The sequence below is a fragment of the Micromonospora sp. C81 genome, from assembly GCF_018070425.1.
Classification (GTDB): Bacteria; Actinomycetota; Actinomycetes; order Mycobacteriales; family Micromonosporaceae; genus Micromonospora; species Micromonospora zamorensis.
In genome coordinates this window covers 169,713-192,577 of record NZ_JAGPXS010000014.1, presented here as the reverse complement: position 1 = coordinate 192,577, position 22,865 = coordinate 169,713, and the positions used below count along the sequence as shown (strand labels likewise).

At 72.3% G+C, this 22,865-nt stretch carries 22 protein-coding genes; 8 read left to right on the top strand and 14 right to left on the bottom strand.

Features of this window, described 5'->3' with window-relative positions; genetic code table 11:
- Positions 1–68 precede the first annotated feature (68 nt).
- Both KBX46_RS22565 and KBX46_RS22560 read right to left on the bottom strand, forming a co-directional pair.
- The gene (locus tag KBX46_RS22565; protein WP_099855820.1) at positions 69–677 is read right to left on the bottom strand and encodes a DedA family protein; all 609 of its coding nucleotides are present in this window, start codon (positions 675–677) and stop codon (positions 69–71) included.
- Positions 678–779: 102 nt separating this feature from the next.
- Positions 780–1,463: a methyltransferase gene (locus tag KBX46_RS22560; protein ID WP_374223720.1), complete on the bottom strand. Its 684-nt coding sequence runs from the start codon at positions 1,461–1,463 to the stop codon at positions 780–782.
- Between the two features lie 193 nt (positions 1,464–1,656).
- Between KBX46_RS22560 and KBX46_RS22555 the strand changes: the two genes are divergently transcribed.
- On the top strand, positions 1,657–1,860 hold the full coding sequence (locus tag KBX46_RS22555) for a cold-shock protein (protein ID WP_007462771.1): 204 nt from the start codon (positions 1,657–1,659) through the stop codon (positions 1,858–1,860).
- A gap of 48 nt (positions 1,861–1,908) precedes the next feature.
- On the opposite strand, the gene KBX46_RS22550 is transcribed toward KBX46_RS22555, so the two are convergent.
- The 5 genes from KBX46_RS22550 to KBX46_RS22530 all read right to left on the bottom strand — a co-directional run bounded on the left by KBX46_RS22550 (position 1,909) and on the right by KBX46_RS22530 (position 7,097).
- Positions 1,909–3,189, bottom strand: a complete 1,281-nt coding sequence (locus KBX46_RS22550; RefSeq protein WP_210793949.1) for an MFS transporter — start codon at positions 3,187–3,189, stop codon at positions 1,909–1,911.
- Positions 3,186–3,761, bottom strand: a complete 576-nt coding sequence (locus KBX46_RS22545; protein WP_210793948.1) for a helix-turn-helix transcriptional regulator — start codon at positions 3,759–3,761, stop codon at positions 3,186–3,188. Before KBX46_RS22545 ends, KBX46_RS22550 begins: the two co-directional genes overlap by 4 nt.
- A gap of 111 nt (positions 3,762–3,872) precedes the next feature.
- A complete protein-coding gene (locus KBX46_RS22540) occupies positions 3,873–4,742 on the bottom strand; it encodes a hypothetical protein (RefSeq protein ID WP_210793947.1) in 870 nt (289 codons plus the stop codon).
- 159 nt (positions 4,743–4,901) lie between these two features.
- On the bottom strand, positions 4,902–6,578 hold the full coding sequence (locus KBX46_RS22535) for a CocE/NonD family hydrolase (protein ID WP_210793946.1): 1,677 nt from the start codon (positions 6,576–6,578) through the stop codon (positions 4,902–4,904).
- Between the two features lie 3 nt (positions 6,579–6,581).
- The gene (locus KBX46_RS22530) at positions 6,582–7,097 is read right to left on the bottom strand and encodes a MarR family winged helix-turn-helix transcriptional regulator (RefSeq protein WP_210793958.1); all 516 of its coding nucleotides are present in this window, start codon (positions 7,095–7,097) and stop codon (positions 6,582–6,584) included.
- Between the two features lie 122 nt (positions 7,098–7,219).
- Between KBX46_RS22530 and KBX46_RS22525 the strand changes: the two genes are divergently transcribed.
- Positions 7,220–9,343, top strand: a complete 2,124-nt coding sequence (locus KBX46_RS22525) for an efflux RND transporter permease subunit (protein ID WP_210793945.1) — start codon at positions 7,220–7,222, stop codon at positions 9,341–9,343.
- A gap of 52 nt (positions 9,344–9,395) precedes the next feature.
- Here KBX46_RS22525 and KBX46_RS22520 read toward each other — a convergent pair whose 3' ends face one another.
- Positions 9,396–10,277: a lytic transglycosylase domain-containing protein gene (locus tag KBX46_RS22520; RefSeq protein WP_210793944.1), complete on the bottom strand. Its 882-nt coding sequence runs from the start codon at positions 10,275–10,277 to the stop codon at positions 9,396–9,398.
- 35 nt (positions 10,278–10,312) lie between these two features.
- Positions 10,313–11,731, bottom strand: coding sequence for a DedA family protein (locus KBX46_RS22515; RefSeq protein ID WP_210793943.1), 1,419 nt, complete (start codon positions 11,729–11,731; stop codon positions 10,313–10,315).
- Positions 11,732–11,864: 133 nt separating this feature from the next.
- On the opposite strand from KBX46_RS22515, the gene typA reads away from it, so the two are divergent.
- The 3 genes from typA to KBX46_RS22500 all read left to right on the top strand — a co-directional run bounded on the left by typA (position 11,865) and on the right by KBX46_RS22500 (position 15,459).
- Positions 11,865–13,733, top strand: a complete 1,869-nt coding sequence (gene typA / locus KBX46_RS22510; RefSeq protein WP_088949273.1) for a translational GTPase TypA — start codon at positions 11,865–11,867, stop codon at positions 13,731–13,733.
- A gap of 119 nt (positions 13,734–13,852) precedes the next feature.
- On the top strand, positions 13,853–14,704 hold the full coding sequence (locus tag KBX46_RS22505) for a serine hydrolase (protein WP_210793942.1): 852 nt from the start codon (positions 13,853–13,855) through the stop codon (positions 14,702–14,704).
- A 53-nt stretch (positions 14,705–14,757) separates the two neighbouring features.
- Positions 14,758–15,459, top strand: coding sequence for a lysoplasmalogenase (locus KBX46_RS22500; protein ID WP_210793941.1), 702 nt, complete (start codon positions 14,758–14,760; stop codon positions 15,457–15,459).
- Here KBX46_RS22500 and KBX46_RS22495 read toward each other — a convergent pair.
- A complete protein-coding gene (locus KBX46_RS22495; RefSeq protein WP_099855847.1) occupies positions 15,428–16,225 on the bottom strand; it encodes a tyrosine-protein phosphatase in 798 nt (265 codons plus the stop codon). The genes KBX46_RS22500 and KBX46_RS22495 overlap by 32 nt on opposite strands.
- Before the next feature lie 44 nt (positions 16,226–16,269).
- Here KBX46_RS22495 and KBX46_RS22490 point away from each other — a divergent pair, with 44 nt between their 5' ends.
- Together KBX46_RS22490 and KBX46_RS22485 are read left to right on the top strand one after the other, a co-directional pair.
- Entirely contained in the window at positions 16,270–17,367 is a 1,098-nt protein-coding gene (locus KBX46_RS22490) for a mandelate racemase/muconate lactonizing enzyme family protein (protein WP_088949276.1), read from the top strand.
- Between the two features lie 28 nt (positions 17,368–17,395).
- Positions 17,396–18,352 carry an NlpC/P60 family protein gene (locus tag KBX46_RS22485; RefSeq protein WP_247667956.1) on the top strand — a complete coding sequence of 319 codons (957 nt, stop codon included), beginning with the start codon at positions 17,396–17,398 and terminating at the stop codon, positions 18,350–18,352.
- Positions 18,353–18,390: 38 nt separating this feature from the next.
- Here KBX46_RS22485 and KBX46_RS22480 read toward each other — a convergent pair whose 3' ends face one another.
- A complete protein-coding gene (locus KBX46_RS22480) occupies positions 18,391–19,389 on the bottom strand; it encodes a TerC family protein (protein WP_210793940.1) in 999 nt (332 codons plus the stop codon).
- A gap of 487 nt (positions 19,390–19,876) precedes the next feature.
- Here KBX46_RS22480 and KBX46_RS22475 point away from each other — a divergent pair, with 487 nt between their 5' ends.
- Positions 19,877–20,170, top strand: coding sequence for an antibiotic biosynthesis monooxygenase (locus KBX46_RS22475; RefSeq protein WP_088949279.1), 294 nt, complete (start codon positions 19,877–19,879; stop codon positions 20,168–20,170).
- Positions 20,171–20,272: 102 nt separating this feature from the next.
- Here the strand turns inward: KBX46_RS22475 and KBX46_RS22470 are convergent, their stop codons facing one another.
- The 3 genes from KBX46_RS22470 to KBX46_RS22460 form a co-directional block, all read right to left on the bottom strand.
- On the bottom strand, positions 20,273–21,130 hold the full coding sequence (locus KBX46_RS22470; RefSeq protein ID WP_210793939.1) for a helix-turn-helix transcriptional regulator: 858 nt from the start codon (positions 21,128–21,130) through the stop codon (positions 20,273–20,275).
- A gap of 353 nt (positions 21,131–21,483) precedes the next feature.
- Positions 21,484–21,852: a VOC family protein gene (locus KBX46_RS22465; protein WP_210793938.1), complete on the bottom strand. Its 369-nt coding sequence runs from the start codon at positions 21,850–21,852 to the stop codon at positions 21,484–21,486.
- Between the two features lie 79 nt (positions 21,853–21,931).
- The gene (locus KBX46_RS22460) at positions 21,932–22,786 is read right to left on the bottom strand and encodes a helix-turn-helix domain-containing protein (protein ID WP_210793937.1); all 855 of its coding nucleotides are present in this window, start codon (positions 22,784–22,786) and stop codon (positions 21,932–21,934) included.
- Between the last annotated feature and the right edge of the window lie 79 nt (positions 22,787–22,865).

Here is a 22,865-nt window from a genome sequence, read left to right as displayed (position 1 = left end):
GCCCGGAGCCGGGCACGGCAGGCCCCGCCCCCACACCGCAACCACCGACCCGCCCCACCACCGCAACCTCAACCAGTCACAGCGAACAACCGCCGCCGCGCCCCCAGCAGCACGACGGAAGCCAACACCACCCCGACCCCCATGGTGACCAGCAGCGGGCTGGGGTCCCCCGGGAGCAGCCCGGCCAGCGACCGCGACGCGGTGCCCAGCGCGAGGTAGAGACCGGCCCAGGCGGTCGCGCCGATCGCGGCGCAACCGAGGAATCGACCGTACGACATGCGCAGCCCACCGGCGGCCAGCGGAAGCAACGCGTTGAACACGGGCAGGAACGGCGCGACGACCATCATCCGACCGCCACCGCGACGCAGGATGCCCTCCGCCGCCGTCCAGCGCGCCTCGCCGATCCAGCCGCCGATCCGGCTGTGCCGCAGTTGCTCGGCGTAGCGGCGGCCGACGAGGAAGCTCAGCGACCAGCCGGCCAGGCAGCCGACCAGGACCGCGGCGAACGTGGCCAGCCCGGTGGTCGGGCGGCCCACCCCGACGGCGGCCAGGATCGCCACGTCGCCGGGGATCAGGACACCCAGCAGGGGTACGGCGTCGAAGAGCATGACGAGCCCGAGCGCACCCATCAGCAGCAGAACGGGCAGTTCACCGATCTGTGCCAGCCATTGCGTCATGCCTCGTACGCTATGGCCGCGGCACCACTTCGGACATCCGGTTACAGCCCCCAGGCACCCCTGGTATCGGTCTCGGGGTCGCCCCTGAGCCGGCGCCCGCACTCAGGCGGGTCGCAGCACCTGCACCCGGCGTAGCGACGAGTCGACCGACGGTTCGGTGGTGGGCACCGGATAGTCGGCCAGCACGGTCAGGCGGTCCGTCGGCAGGTGACCCCGACCCGGGTCTCCGACCAGCACGTCGGCACCCGCGGCGGCGGCTCGCTGGAGGAACGGCAGCATCCGGTCGGCCATCTCGCGGTCGTAGAAGACGTCGCCGGCGACCACCAGGTCGGCTTCCGGGTCGGTGCTGTCGAGCAGGTCGTCCCCGACGGCGTCGACGGCGACCCGGTTGACGCGCGCGTTGAGCGTGACGGCGGCGACGGCGTACGGGTCGATGTCGTTGGCGGTCACCTGCGTGGCGCCGGCCAGCGCGGCGGCGATGGCGACCAGTCCCGACCCGGCGGCGAGATCGAGCACCCGGCGGCCGGCGGCCAGCTCAGGGTGGTCCAGGAGGTGACGGGCCAGTGCCTGGCCACCAGCCCAGGCGGACGCCCAGTACGGCGCGGGCAGGGCGTGGCCCGCGGCGGCTTCCATTCTGGCCCACCAGACGATCGCGTCCTCGGCCAGGTGCAACCGCACCTCGGGCACGAACGGGGTGGGGACCAACCGGAGCCGGTCCAGGCCGGTGCCGGGCGCGTCGATTTCGCGTTCCAGCTCGGTCAGCGCGTCGGCTGCGGCACCTGTCATCGGCGCAAGCATGCCCCAGCGGCGGGTGTTCGGGGCGGGTTTCACATGCCGCCGCGCAGAGTTCACCCGACTTCACACAAAGACCTACGGCACTTCGGCCAGCGGATCGGGGTTTTGCCCGTTACTGTCGAACAGGTACGGGCGATCATCGGCCAGAGGCCGAGGGTCAGCCGCTTTGAACAGGGAGAGATGCATGGCAACCGGCACGGTTAAGTGGTTCAACTCGGAAAAGGGCTTTGGCTTCATCGAGCAGGATGGCGGAGGGCCGGACGTGTTCGTCCACTACTCCGCGATCGCTTCGAGCGGCTACCGGGAGCTCAACGAGGGCCAGAAGGTCGAGTTCGAGGTGACCCAGGGGCAGAAGGGTCCGCAGGCGGACAACGTCCGCCCGATGTAGCTCCGTGCCGGTGACGGCGGCCGGTCTCCGGCCGCCGTCGCAGCGCACTCAAGACGCCGCCGGGGCGGCGGGCAGGTCCCGCCGCCTCCGGATTGGCCCGATCAACAGAATCAACGGGGTGAGCGCCAACCAGGCGGTCATCACGAATATTGCTGTCGCGACGCCGTAGCGCGCGCCGATCGCACCGGCCAGCAGGGCCGCCAGCGGGATCGTTCCGTAGTTGAGCAGATGCATGCTCACCGTCACCCTGCCCAGCAGGTGGTGCGGCGTGTAGGTCTGCCGGAAGGCGCCCTTGACGACGTTGCCGATGGCCACGCCGAGGCCGATCAGCAGACCTCCGAGGGCTGGCCAGGCCAGCCCGATGCCGGGTGCGGCGAGCGGGACGAGCAGAGCCGGCGGGCCGGTGAACGCCGCCCCGATCAGCAGCGCCCGCGCGGTGCCGCAGCGCCGGCCCAGCGTGGTGGCGAGCAACGCCCCGATGATCCCTCCGGCGCTCATCACGGCGATCAGGACGCCTACCAGGCCCGGTTCGAGACGCAACTCACGGACCAGGAAGACCACCAGGACGGCCTGGTAGCCGGTCAGCCCGATGTTGCTGGCCGCGCCGAAGACCGTCAGCACCCGCAGGTACGGGTCTCGGGCGACGAACCGCAGCCCCTCGGCGATGTCGCGGCGCAGTGACCGGGACTGGTCCACTCGGCGAACGCGCGGTTCGACGGTGCGGATCCGCAGCAGGCACACCGCGGAGACCAGGAAGCTGATCGCGTCCAGCAGCAGTGCGGTGACCGCACCGATGAGCTGGGCGATCAGACCTGCGACGCCGGGGCCGACGACATAGCTCGCGCTCTGGGCGGCGTGCAGCTTCGCGTTGCCCTCCGGCAGCTGCTCGGGTCGCAGCAGCACGGGCAGGTACACCTGGTCGGCTGTCTCGAAGAAGACCCGGGCGACGCCGGCGCTGAGCGCCACCAGGAGCAGGTGCCAGACGGTGAGCCGGTCGAGTGCGGCGGCGAGCGGCACGCTGAGGAAGAGCAGCGCGCGGAACAGGTCGCACGCCACCATCACGGGTCGGCGGGGCAGCCGGTCCACCCACGCGCCGGCCGGCAGGCCGATCAGCAGCCAGGGCAGCCAGGCCGCGGCGGTGAGCACCGCCACCTGGAAGGTGCCGGCGTCCAGGACGGCGACCGCGACCAGCGGAAGCGCGACAGTGGTGACGTTGCTGCCGACGCTGCTGACCGTCTGGCCGGTCCAGAGCAGCCGGAAGTCGCGGTGCCGCAGCAATCCGCCGCGTGGACGGACCGTCCCCGGGTCGGTACGGGTGGCCGCGGTCACGGCCGGGCCGGAATGCCGTGGGCGAACACGAAGACCGGTCGGCGCTCGGCGTCGTCGTCGGGCAGGTCCCGGTTGACCCAGCGCGAGAGGACGCCGATCATCTCGCGGCTCAGCTCGGCCAGTTCCTCGGGCGTGAGGCGCAGCCAGTGGTCCGTGGAGAACGCGGCGTCCTGCCAGGATGCCTGCTCGGCCTCGTCGGCGGCGTGCCATGCCCGGGCCAGTGCGACGTGCCGGTCGAGGTTGAGCGAGGTGGCGGCGTCGGCGACCGCGCGGGCGGCCGGGTCGGCGTCGAAGTCGCTGCTGGACCAGCGCAGCCCTCGGGTGACCAGCCGCCACCACCGTTCGCGCCGGTCGCGGGCCAGCTCGGGGGCCTCGGTGACCAGGTCCGCGGCGGCGAGGACCTTGAGGTGGTGGCTGACGTTCGCCGGTGCCTGGTCGGTGCGTTCGGCGAGCAGTCCGACGGTCGAGGGCCCGTGCACCTTGAGCACGTCCATCAGACGGCGTCGCAGCGGGTGGGCCATGGCGGCCAGCACCCGCGAGTCGGTGATCTGGCGTACGGCGGGGGTCTCCATACCGCCACGATGCCATCCGCAACAGCTGTTGCGCAATACTTATTGCCCAACAGTTGTTGCGGACTGGAACTGCGAAGAGGGGCGGCCCGGCGGCTACGGGCCGCCCCTCGCTCAGGCGACGAGCCGGCGGGCCAACTCGTCGGCGACCTGCTTGGCCATGGCGGGCGGGATCGAGGCGGCGATCTTCTCGGGCGTCAGCCCGGCCAGCACGCCGGCGATGATTGCCTGCTCGTCCCGATCCCCGGCCGGCCGGTCAGCCGCCGCGGCGATGACCGCGATGGGCGAGCCTGGCGCCGGGGCACCGACCACACCGGGCGTGCCGGGCGCCGACACGAGCCAGTTCCGCAGGTTCGACAGGTCGGCCAGAACGTCGTCGACGGTGCGCTGCGGGCGGCCGGTGTCGCGCTGGATCTTGTCGGTGAGTTCCATCTCAGTCTCCTCCGTCAACGGTGGTGTGGCGATTAGGCCGATGGTGGTGAGGTAGCGGCGAAACAACGGCCGCTGGTCGCGGCCGGCCTTGATGGCGTCACGAAAGAAGCTGAAGTGGGTGTGCCAGCGGTGCGAGCTGTCGCCGCTGCTGCGCTTGCCGAGGCGGTCCCACCGCTTCACGGTGCTGCCGTCGAGGCTGTAGATGATCTCGCGGATGTCCCGGGTGTCGGCGGCGTTCGCGGCGCACTGGGCCACGCACCAGGCCGAGAAGCTGGCCAGGGTGTGCGTACGGCCACCGGAGCGGACCTCGAACCCGCCGACGTCCAGCGCCGCCGCGTCGAGGGTCAGTCCGGCCCGGTCCCGGGATGACTCGACCACCGAGTAGTCGTTCTTGACCACCCGGTCGGATCCGCAGTGGTAGCCGCCCCGATGGGCCGGGTCGCCGACGATGCCGACCTCCGCCGGATCCAGATCGTCGGGGCCGGGGGCGTTGTCGAGGTGAGTGAGGAGCAGGCTTCGAAGGGCCAACAGATTAGCCGGGGCCCGGGTCATGGGGTCCCCCTCTCAAATGGGGCGGGGACCGGGCACGACGTCACACCGCGTACGCGGTGCTGGGCTTTGGACGAGCCCGGTCTGCTGATGCACGGCGCCGGGCGTTGACACAACCATAGCCCGTGTTTCCGGTAAATGCCCAGCTCAGAGGGGCTCTGTTCAGATTGGAGGTTGCATCGGGGCAGAGTGGACGATCGGCAACAGCACCGCTGAGGGGTGAGTCGGGTCATGCAGAACCTGCCGCCAGCCGGCACGCAGCGTAACCGCCGTGCCGAGGGGTTCCCCGGTGCCGGGGTTGCGCGCCCAGCGCGGATGGGCTCCACCGCTGACCTGCACCCGCAGCCGGTGCCCGGCGGCGAACCGGTACGCGGTCGGCCAGAGCGGCACCGGGACCCGCAGCGCCCCGCAGGGGTCGGCCGGGAAGCGGTCGGGCGTCACCCGCACCAGACCGTCGCACACGTTCCACGAGCGGCCCCGACGGTCCACGTCGCACAGTCGCACGAAGACGTCCAGGTAGGGCAGTTCACTGCGGACGTGCATCTCGGCGCGTACCGGGCCGATCACCTCGACCGGCCCGGTCAGCGGGGCACTGGTGTAGGTCAGCACGTCGGGGCGGGCCTCGACGGGCCGGTTGTCCACCGGGCCGGCCCGCTGGGCGACGAGCAGTGGCCCGCCCAGCGACGGGGTGGGGTCGGCCGGGTCGTAGCGGAACTCGTCGGGCGGCGAGGTCACCGGCGGACGCACCGCCAGCTCACCATCCGGATGCAGGTGCCAGGGGGTCTCGACCGCCGGTGGTGGCCAGGCCGGCAGGTCCCGCCAGCCGCCGCCGGGACCGCTCACGTGCAGCCGTACCGGGGGTTTCCGGAGCGGATGTTCGTCCGCCGGTGGCGTGGCCGTGAGGTGCTCGTCGAGCCAGGCCAGCCCCTCGCTCAGGGCGGCCACGAACAGGCCGGGGCTGCCGTGCGTCCAGGGGCCGATCACCAGTCGCGGCTGGGCGCCGGCGGCGCGCAGGGTGGCGTGGTCGTCGAGCTGGGCGGGCAGGAAGATGTCGTGCCAACCAGTGACCATGACCACCGGCGCCCGCACCCGGGCCACCCGGTCGGCGAAGACCCGGCTCCGCCAGTAGACGGCGTCCGGGCTGTGGTGACGCAGCCACTCCTGGAAGAAGGGGATGGTCACGCCGGTGGCGACCCGGTCGGCGCCCACGAGCGGCAGGTGCCGCAGCGCGGCGGCCAGCCGGGGCTGCCCGCGCTTGAGCTCCCACTGCCGGGCCAGCCACGGCACGGTCTGCGCGTGCAGCAGCTCCGCCCAGGTCAGCACGGTGTCCAGGGCGAAGGACTCCCCCGCGTACGTCGAGTCGCGGGTGGCCGAGGCGGTCACCACCGCGACCATCGCGCGCAGCTCCTCGCCGGCGTCGGCGGCCAGCGCCCACTGCGCGAAGCCCTGGTAGCTGACCCCGAACATGCCGAGCCGGCCGGCCCACCAGGGCTGGCGGCGCAGCCAGTCCAGGGTGTCCAACCCGTCGTCGCGCTCGTGCACGAGCGGGGCGAAGGTCCCACCGGAGCCGTCGGTGCCCCGGCAGGACTGGATCACCGCGTGCCGGCCCCGCGCGGCGAGCAGCCGGCCGAGCAGCCGCAGTGGGCCGCCCCGCCCGTACGGGGTGCGGATCAGCACGGTCGGCGCGTCCCGGACTGCCGGGGCGTAGTGGTCGGTGCGCAGCACCACGCCGTCGCGGGCCCGGACCGGGATGTCGCGGGTGACCCGCACCGAACCGGGCCGGACCGGTGGCAGCCGCAGCGCTGCGGCGGCGAGGCGGGCGGCGAGCCGGTCCGGCACCTGTCAGGCCGTCGGGCGGCGGGGCGACTCGGGCCGGGCGCCGCGGACCGAGTCGCGGTGGCCCCGCAGAGACTCGCTCATCTCCGCCATGAACCGCTGCACGATCTCCAGCTCGTCCTCGCCGAAGCGGGCCATCACCTCGTCGGTACGGGCACCCAGCGGCCGGAAGAACTGCATGGCCAGGGCGGCGCCCTGGTCGGCGTAGTGCAGCAGCACCTTGCGCCGGTCGACGGTGTCACGGTCGCGGCGGATGTGGCCGGCCCGCTCAAGTCGGTCGATCAGGGCGGTGACCGAGCCGGAGGAGAGGTTGAGGTGCTCACCGAGACGGCCGGGCGTGATCGGATCGCCGAGCCGCTCGGCGTCCATCACGGCGATCAAGGCCTGCAGGTCGGTCGGGTTGAGGCCGTGCAGGTTGGCGAAGGCGTGGCCGACCTGCTGGGCGTCGGCCGTATACCGCCGGAGGTTGTCGGTGATCTCCGCGGCCAGCTGCTCGCGGCGCGTGTCGCGCCGTCGGTACATGCCGTGAGTCGCCACCTCGCGCCGCTTCTTCCGTCGTCGGTCTCTCGGGTTGCAGCATAGAACAACCGTCGATAATCTCGATAGACAAGATACTCGTCTTTCGAAGGACCCTGAGGTCACTGATGTCTGTGTTCACCAGAGTCGCCCGCGGCCGGCTGGCCGCCTGGCTCACCGTGGCCGCGGCGATCGTCGTCGCCGCGGCCGTCTTCGGGACACCCCAGCCGGACAATCCGGCACCGGTCTCCGCCACCGGCCTGTCGGTGGAGTGGCAGTCGACCCAGGTGCAGCGCCTACAGGACCAGCTGCCGTCCAGCGACGTGCAACCGGCGATCGTGGTGGTCAGCCGAGGCGACCGGGGCGCGCTGAGCGACGCCGACCGGGCCAGCGTCGACGCCCGCGCCGGCGATCTGCGCCGCTTCGCCGTGGGCGGGCAGGTCAGCCCCGCACAGGTATCCCCGGACGGCACGGTGGCCCTCATCGCCATCCCGATCGACACCGCCGGCGGGCAGGAGGCCGTCACCGAGACGGTGACCCAGCTGCGCACCGCCCTGGCGGACCTGCCCGGGCTGACCGCCGAGGTTACCGGCTCCCCCGCCTTCACCGCCGACCTCTCCTCGGTGTTCGACGGCGCCGACATCACCCTGCTCGCGGTGACCGCGGCCGTCGTGGCGCTGCTGCTGCTGATCACCTACCGCAGCCCGTTCCTGTGGATCGTGCCGCTGGCCGTGGTCGCGGCGACCGAGCAGCTCACCCTGCGCGCGGTGGACACCATCGTCCCGGCCGTCGGCATCAACCTCCAGCAGGGCCAGGTCACCGGCATCGCCAGTGTGCTGGTCTTCGGCGCCGCCACCGACTACGCCCTGCTGCTCATCGCCCGCTACCGGGAGGAGCTGCGGCGCGAGGAAGACCGGTTCGCGGCGATGCGCGCCGCGCTGCGCCGCACCGCCGAGCCCATCCTCGCCAGCGGCGGCACCGTGATCCTCGGTGTCCTCACCCTGCTGCTCAGCGAGCAGGAGACCAACCGGGCGCTGGCGGTGGCCTGCGCCACGGGTGTGCTCTTCGCCATGCTCTCGGCCCTGTTCGTGCTCCCCGCCGTCCTGGTGCTCTTCGGTCGAGGTCTGTTCTGGCCGTTCGTGCCCCGTGTCGGTGGCCCGGTCCGTGAGGGACGGCTCTGGGGCCGGCTCGGCACCGCCGTGGAACGCCGCCCGGTGGTCGTCGCGGTGCTGGCCACCCTGCTGCTCGGCGGTCTGGCGCTGGGCGGGCTCGGGATCCGCACCGGCCTGTCCGAGACCGAGCAGTTCCGGGCCGAGCCCGAGGCGGTGACCGCGGCGCAGACCCTCGCGAGGGCCTTCCCCGCCGGCAGCACCCAGCCGGTGGCCGTGCTCACCACCCCGGCGGCGGTGCGGGCCGTCACCGACGCCGCCACCGCCGTGCCCGGTGTGGCCTCGGCACGCCCCGGCGACGCCGGTGACGCCGTGGCCCAGGTCGACGTGATCCTGGAAGCCGAGCCCGGCACCACCGCCTCCGACCGCGCGATCGAGGCGCTGCGCGAGACCGTCGCCGCCGTTCCCGACTCCGCTCCCCCGGCCGCCGCCGGCGCCGACGCGCCGTCCGGGGCGATCGTCGGTGGCTCCGTGGCCGCCACGTACGACTCCGACGAGGCCAACGACCGCGACCTGCGACTGATCCTGCCGATCATCCTGTTGCTGGTCGGCGCCGTGCTCGTGCTGCTGCTGCGCGGCCTGCTCGCACCGCTGCTGCTGGTGCTCACCGTGATCGCGTCGTTCTTCGCGAGCCTCGGCGCGGCGTGGCTGCTCTTCGACCACGTGCTGGGCTTCCCCGCCCTGGACAGCGGCGTGCTGCTGCTCGCCTTCGTGTTCCTGGTGGCGCTGGGGGTGGACTACAACATCTTCCTGGTCACGCGGGCCCGGGAGGACGCCCGCAGCGCGGGCACCCGCGACGGCATGCTCTCCGCCCTGCGGGTCACCGGCGGAGTGATCACCAGCGCCGGAGTGCTGCTCGCCGCGGTCTTCGCGGTGCTCGGCGTGCTGCCGCTGATCACACTGACCCAGATCGGCATCATCGTCTGCATCGGCGTCCTGCTGGACACCCTGCTGGTGCGCACGGTCCTGGTGCCGGCGCTGGCGTTCATGCTGGGTGAGCGCTTCTGGTGGCCCGGGCGGATCACCCGCGACCGCCCGGAGGACCTCCCGGCGTCGCCGGAGCTGGTCGCCGCCCGCGACTGACCGACAGGTAGCGACGGGGGCCGTGACGACAACGTCACGGCCCCCGTCGAGGTCAGTAGTCCAGGCAGACGCACTCGGTCATCAGCGCCCGCACGTTGCGCACGTACGACGGGTTGGGGATGGCCAGGGGCTTGCCCTCCTGCGCCACCGCACCGTGCCCGTAGTTGTACGAGGCGATGACCGCGTTGAGCAGGCAGGAGTCCAGCTCGGCGGTGCACAGGGCCGGATCGAGGCGGTAGTCGGCCTCGAAGTACATGTCGCCGATGTATTTCGTCGCCCAGGCCAGGTAGGTGGCGCCGAGGTAGGCGTTGTCCCGGTAGTCGTCGATCTCGTAGCTCTTCTCGAACCGCTGGTTCATCCAGGTCGCGGTGCCCGGCATCACCTGCATCAGCCCGACACCGCCGTCACAGGCGTAGATGTTGGACTGCCAGCCGCTCTCCTGCCAGGCGGTGGCCTTGAGCAGGGTGAGCGGGACCTTGATGTCCGGCGCGGAGGTCGGCCAGTAGGTGCGCCCGGCCGCGTCGGTCAGCGCCGCCTTCGCCTCGGCCCGGGTCGCCTGGGTGCCCTTGTACGTCGGTTTGCAGGAACTCGGTGCGGGCTTCGGCGGGGCCGGCGGGACCTGCGTCTCGGTGGGCGGCTTCGCCACGGCGAGTGGCTTCGGCGCCGTGCGGGTCGGCTTCTTCGTCGGCTTCTTCGTCGGCTTCGGGGTCGCGCTGAGGCTCGGCGCGGCGCCCATCGACTCCAGGGCGCTCACCGACGGGCTCGGCTCCCCGGTGGGCTCGTCGGCGAGGGCGTCCGTCGGCGCGTCGGTGACCGCCACCGGGGCGGCCAGGTCCTGCGGGCTCTCCCCCTTGGTGGCGCAGCCGACCAGCGTGCTCGCCAACAGGAACCCGGCGAGCACCGCGGTGCCCAGCCGTCTCGTCCGTCGAACCATGCCCTTGCCTCCCCCGATGTGATCCTCGCCGCACCCTAGCAAGGTTCAACTGGGCGGCGGTGCCCCTGCGACGGCGGCCGGGCCTGTTCCACCGGCTGCTCCAGATCCCCCACCGCCCGGTCCCGGGTGGCCCACGCCACCACGAAGACCACCGTCCAGAGCACCCCGAGCAGCACCGCCGCGGCGGTGCTGCTCGCCGTGTCCAGACCGAGGTAGAGCCGTGCGCCGCTGACCCCGAGCACCCCCGCGGCGGCGGCTGTCCAGGCGGCCACCGCCACCGGCCAGCGGGAACTGCGGGACACCAGCCAGGCCAGGGTGCACAGGCTCGCCGCGACCACGGCGTTCTGGGTCGGCAGCGGGGCCGAGTCGCCGCCACCCGGCGCGCTGCCGTGCGGCCCGGTCAGCTCGGCGACCACGGCCAGCACCACCAGCGGCACGAACGCGCCCACCGTGCCGACGACGCTGAGCAGGTCCGCCCGCCAGGGTCGGTTACGCCACGCCAGCACCGCGGCCACCAGCGCCACCAGCACGATCAGCACCGACCCTCGTACCACCGACACCACGACCATCGTGGCGTCGGCCGCCCCGGGGGTGCGCCGGGAGGCGAACCAGCCCGCGATGGCGCCGTCCAGGGCCGCCAACCCGCTGTTGCGGACCGCCACGCCGAGCAGACCCGCGATGGCGAGCCCGGCGACGAAGAGCAGCAGAAGCCCGGCGGCCAGATTGAGCAGCAGCGTCCACCCCGGCCCGATCCGCATGGCCACCAGGAAGAACAGCACCCCGTAGCGGGCCGTGAGCCAGCGCACCGGGGGCAGCGCGCCCGCCCGGGACAGCAGCGCGCGGACCGGGTCGGGGTTGCGACCCAGCCACCGGCCGGCGAGCACCACACCCAACAGGCCGGCCAGCAGCACCAGCGCCGCGCCGGTGGCCCGGCCGAGCAGTCGGGAGACCGTGTCGTACGACTCACCGGCGAGGTGACCGAGCAGGATCGAGCCGCCCACCCAGGTCACCACCCCGGCCAGGTTCCACAGGGCGAAACGCCGGTACGGCATGCCGGCCGCACCGGCCAACCGGGGCACCAACGTGCGGGCGAAGGCCACCCAACGGGCCGCGAACACGCCCCGACCACCCAGCCGGGCGAGCATGGCGTCGGCCCGACCCCACCGCTGCGGGCCGACCCGGTGACCCAGCCCGGCACGCAGCCGGGGGCCGTAGCGCCGTCCGGCGCGGAAGGCCAGCCCGTCACCGAGGACCGCCGCGGCGATCATCGCGAGCAACGCCGGCGCGAGCCGCAAGGTACCGTTGTAGGTGAGGAAGCCGACGAGCAGCAGGGTAGCCTCACCCGGCACGAGCAGGCCGAAGATCACCGCGGTCTCGCCCGCCACGATCAGCGCGGCGACCAGGTAGATCCACAGGGTGGGCAGACCCTGCACCCAGGTCAGCAGGTCGTGCACTCAGGCCCCCGGGACACGGGAGCCAGCATGCCAGCCGGGGGAACCACCGGCACAGCAGTTTCACCATAGATCAGGGGCACCTGGGGGTGACCCCGACGCAGCCTGCGCGAGCGCAGGCGGAAGGATAGAGGGTATGCAGCTTCGCACCGACCTCCGCAACGTCGCCATCATCGCTCACGTCGACCACGGCAAGACCACCCTGGTCGACGCCATGTTGCGGCAGGCCGGGGCGTACGGCGCCCGGGGCGAGAACACCGAGCGGGTGATGGACTCGGGTGACCTGGAGCGCGAAAAGGGCATCACGATCCTGGCCAAGAACACCGGTGTGCGCTACCTGCCCGCGGACGGCTCCGACCCGGTCACCATCAACATCATCGACACCCCCGGCCACGCCGACTTCGGTGGCGAGGTGGAGCGCGGCCTCACCATGGTCGACGGCGTGGTGCTGCTCGTCGACGCCAGCGAGGGCCCGCTGCCGCAGACCCGCTTCGTGCTGCGCAAGGCGCTGCGGGCCCGGATGCCGATCATCCTGGTGATCAACAAGGTGGACCGGCCCGACGCCCGGATCAAGGAGGTCGTGGACGACACCTACGAGCTCTTCCTCGACCTGGACGCCGACGAGGAGCAGATCGACTTCCCGATCGTCTACGCGTGCGCCCGCGACGGCATCGCCTCGCTGACCCAGCCCGCCGACGGCTCGGTGCCCGACGACAGCACCTCCCTGGAGCCGCTGTTCCGCACCCTGCTCGACACCATCCCGCCGCCCTCGTACGACGAGGGCGCGCCGTTGCAGGCGCACGTCACCAACCTCGACGCCTCGCCGTTCCTCGGCCGGCTGGCGCTGTGCCGGGTCCGCCAGGGCACCATCAACAAGGGTCAGACGGTGACCTGGTGCCGCACCGACGGCAGCACCCAGCGGGTCCGCATCTCCGAGATGCTGATGACCGAGGGCCTGGAGCGCACGTCGGCCGAGACCGCCGGCCCGGGCGACATCATCGCCGTCGCCGGCATCCCGGAGATCATGATCGGTGAGACCCTCGCCGACCTCGAGAACCCGGTCGCGCTGCCGCTGATCACCGTCGACGAGCCGGCCATCTCGATGACCATCGGCACCAACACCTCGCCGCTGGTCGGCCGGGTCAAGGGCGCCAAGGTCACCGCCCGGATGGTCAAGGACCGGCTCGACAAGGAGCTGATCGGCAACGTGTCGCTGCGGGTGCTGCCCACCGAGCGGCCGGACGCCTGGGAGGTGCAGGGCCGCGGTGAGCTGGCGCTGGCCATCCTGGTCGAGCAGATGCGCCGGGAGAACTACGAGCTGACCGTCGGCAAGCCGCAGGTGGTCACCAAGGAGATCGACGGCAAGACCTGCGAGCCGGTCGAGCGGCTGACCATCGACGCCCCGGAGGAATACCTGGGCGCGATCACCCAGCTCCTCGCCACCCGTAAGGGCCGGATGGAGCAGCTGGTCAACCACGGCACCGGCTGGATCCGGATGGAGTGGCTGGTTCCGGCGCGCGGCCTGATCGGCTTCCGCACCGAGTTCCTCACCGACACGCGGGGCACCGGCATCCTGCACCACGTCTTCGAGTCCTACGAGCCGTGGTTCGGCGAGCTGCGCACCCGCAACAACGGCTCCCTGGTCGCCGACCGGGCCGGCGCGGTCACCGCCTTCGCGATGACCAACCTGCAGGAGCGCGGTCAGCTCTTCGTCGACCCGACAACCGAGGTGTACGAGGGCATGATCGTCGGGGAGAACTCCCGCTCCGACGACATGGACGTCAACATCACCAAGGAGAAGAAGCTCACCAACATGCGGCAGTCGACCTCCGACGAGACCGAGAAGCTGGTCCCGCCGCGCAAGCTCTCGCTGGAGCAGGCACTGGAGTTCTGCCGCGAGGACGAGTGCGTCGAGGTCACCCCGGCCACGGTCCGGATCCGCAAGGTGGTGCTCGACCAGCAGCTGCGGGGCCGGGCCACCGCCCGCCGCAAGCACGCCGGCTGAGCACACCAGCACCCGACACCGGGCGCGTCGGCCGCTTGCGGCCGGCGCGCCCGTCGGTTTTTCCCAGGGGTACGCGGGCCAGCCCGACCGGCTGCCGTCGATCGGCTACGGTCACCGGCATGACCTGGGATGATCTCGACGCCCACCTGGACAAGGTGCCCGGCACCGTCTCGGCGTACGTGGGCCGACCCGACGCGCCGCCGACCTGGACCCGCCACCCGGACGCCGCCCACTACGCGGCGAGCACCATGAAGGTGGCGGTGCTCGCCGCCCTGCACCGCGCCGCCGAGGCCGGCACGCTGGACCTGGACGCCCCGGTCCCCGTGGTCAACGAGTTCGACTCCGCCCAGCCCGGCGCGCCCCGGTTCTCCTGCGCCCAGCACTACGACAACGACGACGCGGTCTGGGACCGGCTGGGCGGCACGGCGTCGCTGCGCTGGCTGGCCGACCGGATGATCGTGCGATCCAGCAACCTGGCCACCAACCTGGTCATCGGGCACGTCGGGCTGCCCGCGGTTGCCGAGGTGTGGGCGCGCACCGGCGCCCGCACCAGCGTCACGGGCCGCGGCATCGAGGACTTCGCCGCCCGCGAGGCCGGCGTCACCAACACGGTCACCGCCGCCGACCTGGCCGCCCTGCTCGGCGCACTGGCCACCGGTGCCGACACCCCGGGCCGGCTCGCCTCGCCCACCGGCTGTGCGGCCATGCTGGACGTCCTCCTCGCCCAGGAGCACCGCGAGGACCTGGCCGCCGGTCTGCCCGAGGGCACCCGCATCGCGCACAAGAGCGGTTGGGTACGCGGGGTCCGACACGGTGCCGGCCTGGTCCTGCCCGACGACGCCCCGCCCTACCTGATCACCGTCTGCACCACCACCGACCTGGCCGGTGGCGACGACGAGGTCGAGGACGACGCCTGCCGGCTGCTCGCACACATCTCCGCGCAGGTCTGGGCCGCCCGTCACCAGCTCTGACCACGACCCGCCGTTGCGGCTAGGCTGCTCGCACCCCCACCCCGGAGCCGCCGATGCCCCGCAGTCGCACCATCCTCATCGCCTTCCTCGTCGTGACGACGGCGAACCTGCTGGCCAACGCCACCGATGGCCGCGTGGCCGAGGCACTCAGCAAGCCGCTGCTGATGCCGCTGCTGGCCGCGTACCTCTGGCGGGCCACCGCCGAGCGCGGCGCCCGCCCGGACCGGCTGGTGCTCGTCGGGCTGGCCTTCTCCACCGGCGGCGACGTGTTCCTGCTCGGCGACGGCACCGGTTGGTTCATCGCCGGCATGGCCTGCTTCCTCGGCACGCACCTCTGCTACATCGCGGCGTTCACCCGACACGGCGCCGCGACCGCGCTGCGGCGTGCGCCGCTGCTCGCGGTCCCACTGACGTACGCGGTGCTGACCGTCGTCGCGCTGTGGTGGATGTGGGCGGGACTGACCGACGCCGGGCTCGCCGTGCCGGTGGCCGGCTACGCGATCGCGCTGGCCGCGATGGCCACCACCGCCATCACCAAGGGCTGGCGGGTCGGTCTCGGCGCAGCGCTGTTCCTCGGCTCCGACCTGCTGATCGCCGCCGGGGTGGCCGAGGTGGCCCAACCACCCGGCGCACCCGTGCTGGTCATGGCGACCTACGCCGCCGGCCAGGCGCTGATCGTCCTCGGCCTGGCCGCCCGCGTCGGCACACCCCCGGACGCGCCGGTCACTCCAGCAGTTGCGCCCGCAACGCGCTGAGGGTCTCGTCGGTCAACCCCAACCCGTCCCGCAGGTACGCGTCGAACGAGCCGTGCACCCGGCGTACCTCGTCGTAGCCGGCGTCGAGGTATTCGGCGCGGACCTCCAACACCGGCAGCACAGCGTCGACGTCCAGCTCCGGCTGCCGTCGTCGCATCGCCTCGATGATCACCGCCCGCAGGCTGTCGGTCAGCTCGTTGTTGCGCAGGTAGTCGGCGCGGATCGCCGCCTCGTCCACGCCGAGCGCCGTCAACAGGATGACGGTCAGCCAACCGGTCCGGTCCTTGCCGGCGGAGCAGTGGTAGACCATCGGCAGGTTCTCCGGCTGGGCGGCCAGCCGCACCGCCTCCGCGAAGCCGACCCGAGCCGACTCGCCGGTCACGAACCACCGGTAGATGGCGGCCATCGCCCCCGTCGTGCCCTGCCGGGCCAGCTCCGCGTACGCGTTCAGGTCGTGGCCGAGCAGCACCGCCGACACGTACGTGAAGACCGGGTGCTCCGGGTCGTGCACCGGCAGGCACACCACCCGTGGCTCACCGGCCAGTCGATCCGCCGGGGCGACCTCGATCTCCGCGGGGGCGCGCAGGTCGAGCACGCACGCCGGCCCCAGCTTCGCGAGCACCGGCAGATCCTCGTCGGTCAGCCGACCCAACGCGGGAGTGCGGAGCAACTGCCCCGCCCGGACCCGCCTCCCGTCGGCACCGACGAGCCCACCCAGATCGCGTGCGTTCGGTGCACCTACCAGCTCCCAGCCCTGCCCGGTCATCCGGTCTCCCATCCCGACGTGCGCCTGCGTATAGGGTGCCTGACATGACGATCTCGGAGGTACGCACCCACCGGGTTTCGGCCCCCTTACACACCCCGTTCGTCACCGCGTTGCGTCGTACCACCACAGTGGACACCCTCGTCGTCGAACTGGTCGACTCCGACGGCCGTTCCGGCTTCGGCGAGGCCCCCCAGGTGTGGCAGGTCACCGGCGCGTCGGTCGCCGGCGCACGGGCGTGCGTACGCGAACTGCTCGGCCCCCAGCTGATCGGCCGTGACCCGGACGACCTGGTGGCCCGGTGCGCCGAGGTGCAGCGCGCGGTGGTCGGCAACGAGGCGGCGAAGGCCGCGGTGGACGTCGCCCTGCACGACCTCGCCGCCCGGCGGTTGGGCGTACCCCTGGTGCGGTTGCTCGGGGGCACCAGGCTGCGGGTGCCGACGGACGTCACGCTCGCGGCGGGCGACGCGGTGGACCTTGCGGCGGCGGCGCGGCAGCGGCAGGCGGACGGCTTCGGCGTGCTGAAGCTGAAGGTCGGCACCGACGCGAGCACCGACCTGGACCGGGTCCGGGCCGTTCGCGCGGCCGTCGGCCCGGGGGTGCGGATCCGGCTCGACGCCAACCAGGGCTGGACGCCCCGGGAGGCGGTCCGGGTGATTCGCGGCATCGAGGACGCCGGCCTCGACGTGGAGCTGGTCGAGCAGCCGGTAGCCCGCTGGGACCTGGACGGCCTGGCCTGGGTGAGCGACCGGGTGTCCGTGCCGATCCTGGCCGACGAGGCGGTCTTCGGGGTCCGTGACCTGGTGGAGGTGATCCGTCGTCGGGCCGCCGACCTGGTCAACGTCAAGCTGGCCAAGTGCGGTGGGCTGCACCCGGCGCGTACCCTCCTCGAACTTGCCACCGCCCACGGGCTCGGCACGGTGGTCGGCTCCATGATGGAGAGCCAGGTCGGCATCGGTGCGGCGGCGAGCCTGGTCGCCGCGTACGGCACCACCGCGGTGCCCGACCTGGACGCCGCCTGGTGGCTGGCCTGGTCTCCGGTGCAGGGCGGAATACGCTACGAGGGGGCGACCGTGGTGTTGCCCGACGCGCCTGGTCTGGGCATCTCCGGCCTTGCTGAAGCAAAGGTGCAGGCGCGTGGTTGATGAGCGTTGGTTTCTTTCATAGGGTTCCATGGACAGCCGACTCGATCTGGGGGTTGACGTGAAGCTGCAACCGGGCCGCGAGGCCGTCGTCCGGGTCGCGGTGGCGACGCTGTGGACCTCCCCCGAGGCGGTCCGCCCGGTCGACCGCCCGGCGCTGACCGCCGGCGCCGACATCCTGACCTGGGTTTCCGGCCTGGACACCGACCAGCAGGTCGGCGACTGCGTGCTGAGCCAGCTCCTGCTCGGCGAGCGGGTCCTCGTCAGCGAGCTGCGCCCGGACGGCTGGGCCCGGGTCGTCGCCGTCGAGCAGCCCGCCGCCAAGCTGGACCCGCGCGGCTACCCGGGCTGGCTCCCCACCGAGCAACTGACCCCCGTCGACCCGTCCACCGACACCGGCACCGACCCGCCGCTGGTGGTCGACTCCACAGTCACCGGGCTGCACGCCGCTCCGAACGGTCCGGTGGTGCTGCCCGGCGTCGTCGTCGGCACCCGCCTCGTCCCGGCCGGCCCCGCGTGCGACGACTGGCGACCGGTACACGTCCCGGGTCACGCCGCGCCGCTCTGGCTGCCCGACGACCACCTCGTCGCCACGTCGGCCGAGGCGCCGGCCGCAGCGCAGGCGCTCGCGGTGGCGCAGCGGCTGCTGGACGTGGCCTACATCTGGGGCGGTCTCTCTGCGCACGGCATCGACTGCTCCGGGCTGGTGCACCTGGCCTGGCGGCGTTTCGGGGTGCTGCTGCCCCGCGACGCCGATGACCAGGCCGTCGCCACCACCCCGCTGGCGTTGGGGGCGGAACGCCCCGGTGATCTCTACTTCTTCGCCCGACCCGGCCGCAAGATCCACCACATCGGCATCGTCACCGCCCCACCCGGTAACGGTGGCGAGCGGCGGATGCTGCACGCCTGCTACCGGCGGCGGCGGGTCATCGAGGAGCCCCTGCCGGCCGACCGGACGGCGACGCTGGTGGGCGCACACCGCGTCTGACCGGCCGGGCGCGTTTCCCGCACCCGGCCGGCGACACGTCAGCGTCGGGCGTCGGCCAGCTCGCGGCGCCGGTCCCGGGAGGACTTGATCAGGCTGGCGGCGGTGGCGATGCCCAGGGTGCCGAGGATGACCAGCAGCGACAGCCAGATCGGGATGTGCGGCGCCCAGCCGACGTGCTCACCACCGTTGATGAACGGCAGGGTGTTGTCGGCCAACGCCTCCAGCACCAGCTTGACCCCGATGAAGCCGAGCACGACGGCCAGGCCGTAGCTCAGGTAGATCAACCGGTCGAGCAGGCCACCGAGCAGGAAGTAGAGCTGACGGAGGCCCATCAGCGCGAAGACGTTCGCGGTGAAGACCAGGTACGGCTCCTGGGTGATACCGAAGATCGCCGGGATCGAGTCCAGGGCGAAGATCAGGTCGGTGGTGCCGATCGCGATCATCACGATCAGCATCGGGGTGAACAGCCGCTTGCCGTTCTCGTGGGTGATCAGCTTCGCGTCGTCGTAGCCCTTGGAGATCGGCAGCGCCTTACGGCTCCACCGGATCAGCAGGTTCTCGGAGAACTCGTCCTCGTCCGGCTCACCCTGCCGGGCCAGGTTGACCGCGGTGTAGATCAGGAACGCGCCGAAGATGTAAAAGACCCAGGAGAACTGCGAGATCAGCGCGGCACCGGCGGCGATGAACCCACCGCGCATCACCAGCGCCAGCACGATGCCGACGAGCAGGACCTTCTGCTGGTACTGCCGGGGCACCCCGAAGCGCGCCATGATGATCACGAAGACGAAGAGGTTGTCCACCGACAGGCTGTATTCGGTGAGCCAACCGGTGTAGAACTGCCCCGCGGAGCTGGCGCCCGAGGTCAACCAGACACCGACGCCGAAGATCAGGGCGAGACCGACGTAGAAGGCGACCCAGAGGCTCGACTCGCGCACACTCGGCTCGTGCGGGCGTCGACCGATGATCAACAGGTCGACGAGCAGGACCGCAGTCAGTGCGACAAGCGTTCCCGCCCACACCAATCCGGACACGTCCAACGTTCATTCCTCCGGCAGACACGCGGCGTCGGGCACACCGTACGCCCCCGGAGAGGCCGGTGTGCCGCTGTCGCTCACTCTGGTGACTGTCGGAGGTCTCTTCCGCCGCCGCCCGCGAACGGAACGGCGACCTACGGGGCCGGGTCGGGTCGCCGTGGTTCCGACGATCGACCGTGCTGACGACTCCGTCGCGAAGGAATACTCCCCTCCTCGGTGACCATTGTTGCCCACCACGCGCCGTGATCACACCCCGGGCACCCGGTGGCGCCAACCACCCCTCGCCGGGGAATACCGGGGAAGCGCCCGCCGCGTCGTATAGCCGCGTCACACCCGCTGTGGTGTCCTAGGAGGCTAGTGCAGGTCGGGTGCGGTTATCGGGTCGCTGAGCGACCGGCAGTCAGTCAGCACATGCAGCGGCGGGCACCGTCGACACCGGAACAGACCCCGCGACGCCGCCGAACCGACCCGCCATGCGAGGCTGTCCGACATGGTGCTTGAGGTCGCGCTCATCGACGTACTGCCCGGACACGAGGACGCGTTCGCCGCCGCGTACGCCGAGGGTCACCCGGTGCTCGCCGGGGCAACCGGCTGCCGGTCCGTGCGGATGACCCGGGGCATCGAGTCCCCGACCCGCTTCGTGCTGCTCGTCGAATGGGACTCGGTCGAGGCGCACGAGGAGAACTTCCGGGCCACCGAACGGTTCGAGCAGTGGCGGGCGTTGATCGGGCCACACTTCGCCGGGCCGCCCGTGGTCGAGCACTTCCTCGACGTGCCGGCCTGAGCCTGCTGTCGTACCCCGCGGTTATCGTGCCCTGCGCACGCGCCGGCCGCCGGTCCCGACGGGCTCGGGGGCGCCGGGCCCGGTGGCCGCGCGGCGCGGCTCCTACTCGCCGACGCGGCGGGCCAGCACGGTGACCGTCTCCTCCGGTGACAGCGCGGCCGCCAGCAATGCCTCGGTCATCCGCTGGTAGCGGTTGACGTCGAGCACGGTGGCCAACCGCACGTCGGTGGTCAACGCCTCCAACATCACCGTCCGCGGGTCCGCCGGGTCGGGAAAGGCATAGCAGGAGTACGGGGTCAGCGGGTGCAGCCCACCACCGGCCGCCCCGCGGGGCAGCAGCCGCACCGTGACATGGGACAGCCCGGTCACGGCGACCAGATGCCGCAACTGTTCACGCCATACCTCGTCCGGCAGGTCTCCCCTGTCACAGACGGCCTCGGCGAGCACCGCCGTGTAGCGCGGCGGATAGGCCCGCCGCAACACCTCCTGCCGCAGCGCCCGGGCACGCACCTCGGCCTCCACGTCGACCTCGGGCGTGAGCTGCGCGCCGGCCGCGACCAGCACCCGGGCGTACGCGGGCGTCTGGAGCAACCCCGGCACGATCGCCGGCTGGTATTCGACGATGTCGGCGGCACCCGCCTCCAACTCGGCGTAGGTGCGCTGCCGTTCGCTCATCTCGCCCAGCGTCTTCCACCAGCCGCGGCTGGTCGCCGCGTCCCGGGCGATCACGATCAGCGCGTCCCGGGCGGGCGAGGGCACCTTGTAGATGTCCAGCAGATCGAGCACATCGGCGAGGTCAGGGCGGCTCTGACCCAGCTCGATGCGGGACAACTTCGACGTCGAGGCCCAGCCCAGCCGGTCGCAGACCTGTTCCAGGGTCAGCGCCTCGCGCCGGCGTAACTGGCGCAACTCTGCGCCGAGACGTGCACGTCGAATGACAGGACTTGTTGGCAGCGGCATCCCGGCCTCCCCACCGAGGGAGAGTACGCAGGACGATCACCCAGTGCAATAGCTCGCTCGCGCACCGCAATCAGTGGAGATGGTGCCGTCCGGCGGTCGGACCGGCCATCGTCCGGCGTTTCCGCACGTCAAACGGGGTGTCGAGCCGTGCTGCCCAGTCCCGTGCACCGGAGTCCCGCGCACCTGGAGTCCCGCGTGGGACGGGGCCCTGCGGTGCGGCGCGGCCCTGGAGTGCGACGCGGCCTCGCGTGCGGCGCGGCCCTGGAGTGCGACGCGGCCTCGCGTGCGGCGCGGCCCTCGGTGCTGCGCCGCCCGGCAGTGCGGCACGGCTTCCGGCGTGCCGCGCGGTTGGCTCAGGGCCGGTAGGTGCCGAAGGACCAGACGGTGCCGGCCAGGTCGCGGGCGGCGTAGTCACGGGAGCCGTAGTCGGTGTCGAACGGCTCGCGCGTGATCTCGGCACCGGCGGCGCGTGCCCGGGCGCAGTGGGCGTCGACGTCCGGCACCGCCACGTAGACCGACCAGTCGTCGTCGGCCGGTCGAGTTGCCGCGTCGGCCCGGCCACCCAACATGATCATGCCGGTGTCGAGGACGAGTTCGGCGTGCGCGACGGTGCCGTCCGGCGCCTCGTGCACCGAATGCACCTGGAAGCCGAAGGCGGAGCAGAGCCAGTCGATGGCGGCGCGGGGATCGGGGTAACGGAAGATCGGGTAGACGGTTCGCATGCCCCGATTCTGCTGCCGGCGGCCCCGATCCGGATTGGACGAATGTGACCTCGGCGCGTCCCCTGCCGACCGAGTGGTGTCAGCCGGCCCGAGCGCGGGCGGCGAGCAGGGCGGCCGGAGTGGCCCCCGCGAACTGGCGGAAGTCCCGAATGAGGTGGGACTGGTCGTAGTAGCCGTAGCGTGTCGCCACCGTGGCCCAGTCGACGGCGCCCACCTCGCGCTGATCGGCGCCGACCGGCGCCCCGGCGGTCGGTCCGACGTCGGCGAGAACCGCGTACGCCCGCTGGAAACGCAGCAACCGGGCGGCCATCTTGGGCGGCAGACCAACCTCCTGCCGGAACCGGGACGCGAGGTGTCGCCGGCTCCAGCCCAGCTCGTCGGCCAACACACCGACACTCCCCTGCCCACCGCCGGAGACGAGCCACCGCCACGCCCAGTCGAGCCGGGCGTCGACCGGAGGGGACGCCGCCAGCCGGGCCGCGAGGACCCGGTCGAGCAGGGCGAACCGCTCCGGCCAGCCGGGCGTCTCCGCGAGCCGGCCACGCAGCCGATGCAGCCAACGGCCCGGGAGTTGCCCGACGTCGACGGCCCGGTTGGTCAGCTCACTCAGCGGCAGGCCGAGCAGCCGTCGGGCGGTCAGTGGGGCGAGCAGCAGCTCGACGCCCTCCCCCACACCCACAGTGCGCGTGGTGCACCAGCCGTCGAAGGTGCCGGCCACGAACGAGTCGACCATCGTGACGCCGCGCTGCGTGCTGCGCGGGTCGGTCACGTCCAGCGGAGCGCCCCAGCCAAGGATCAGCACCACGAAGACGCCCGCCGACTCGCGGCGCACCAGCGGGATGTCCGCCCGTTGCCGGTAGCCGACGTACCGGTCGACGAACGGACGCAGGCTGACCTCGGGCAGGCCGAGGACGAACTCGTCGACCGGTGCCACCGCAGTCAACCCCGCCCGCCCTTCGCACGGTCGCGATCCGGCCGGCCGCGCCCCGGGGAGCGCTGATGGCCGGCCGGAT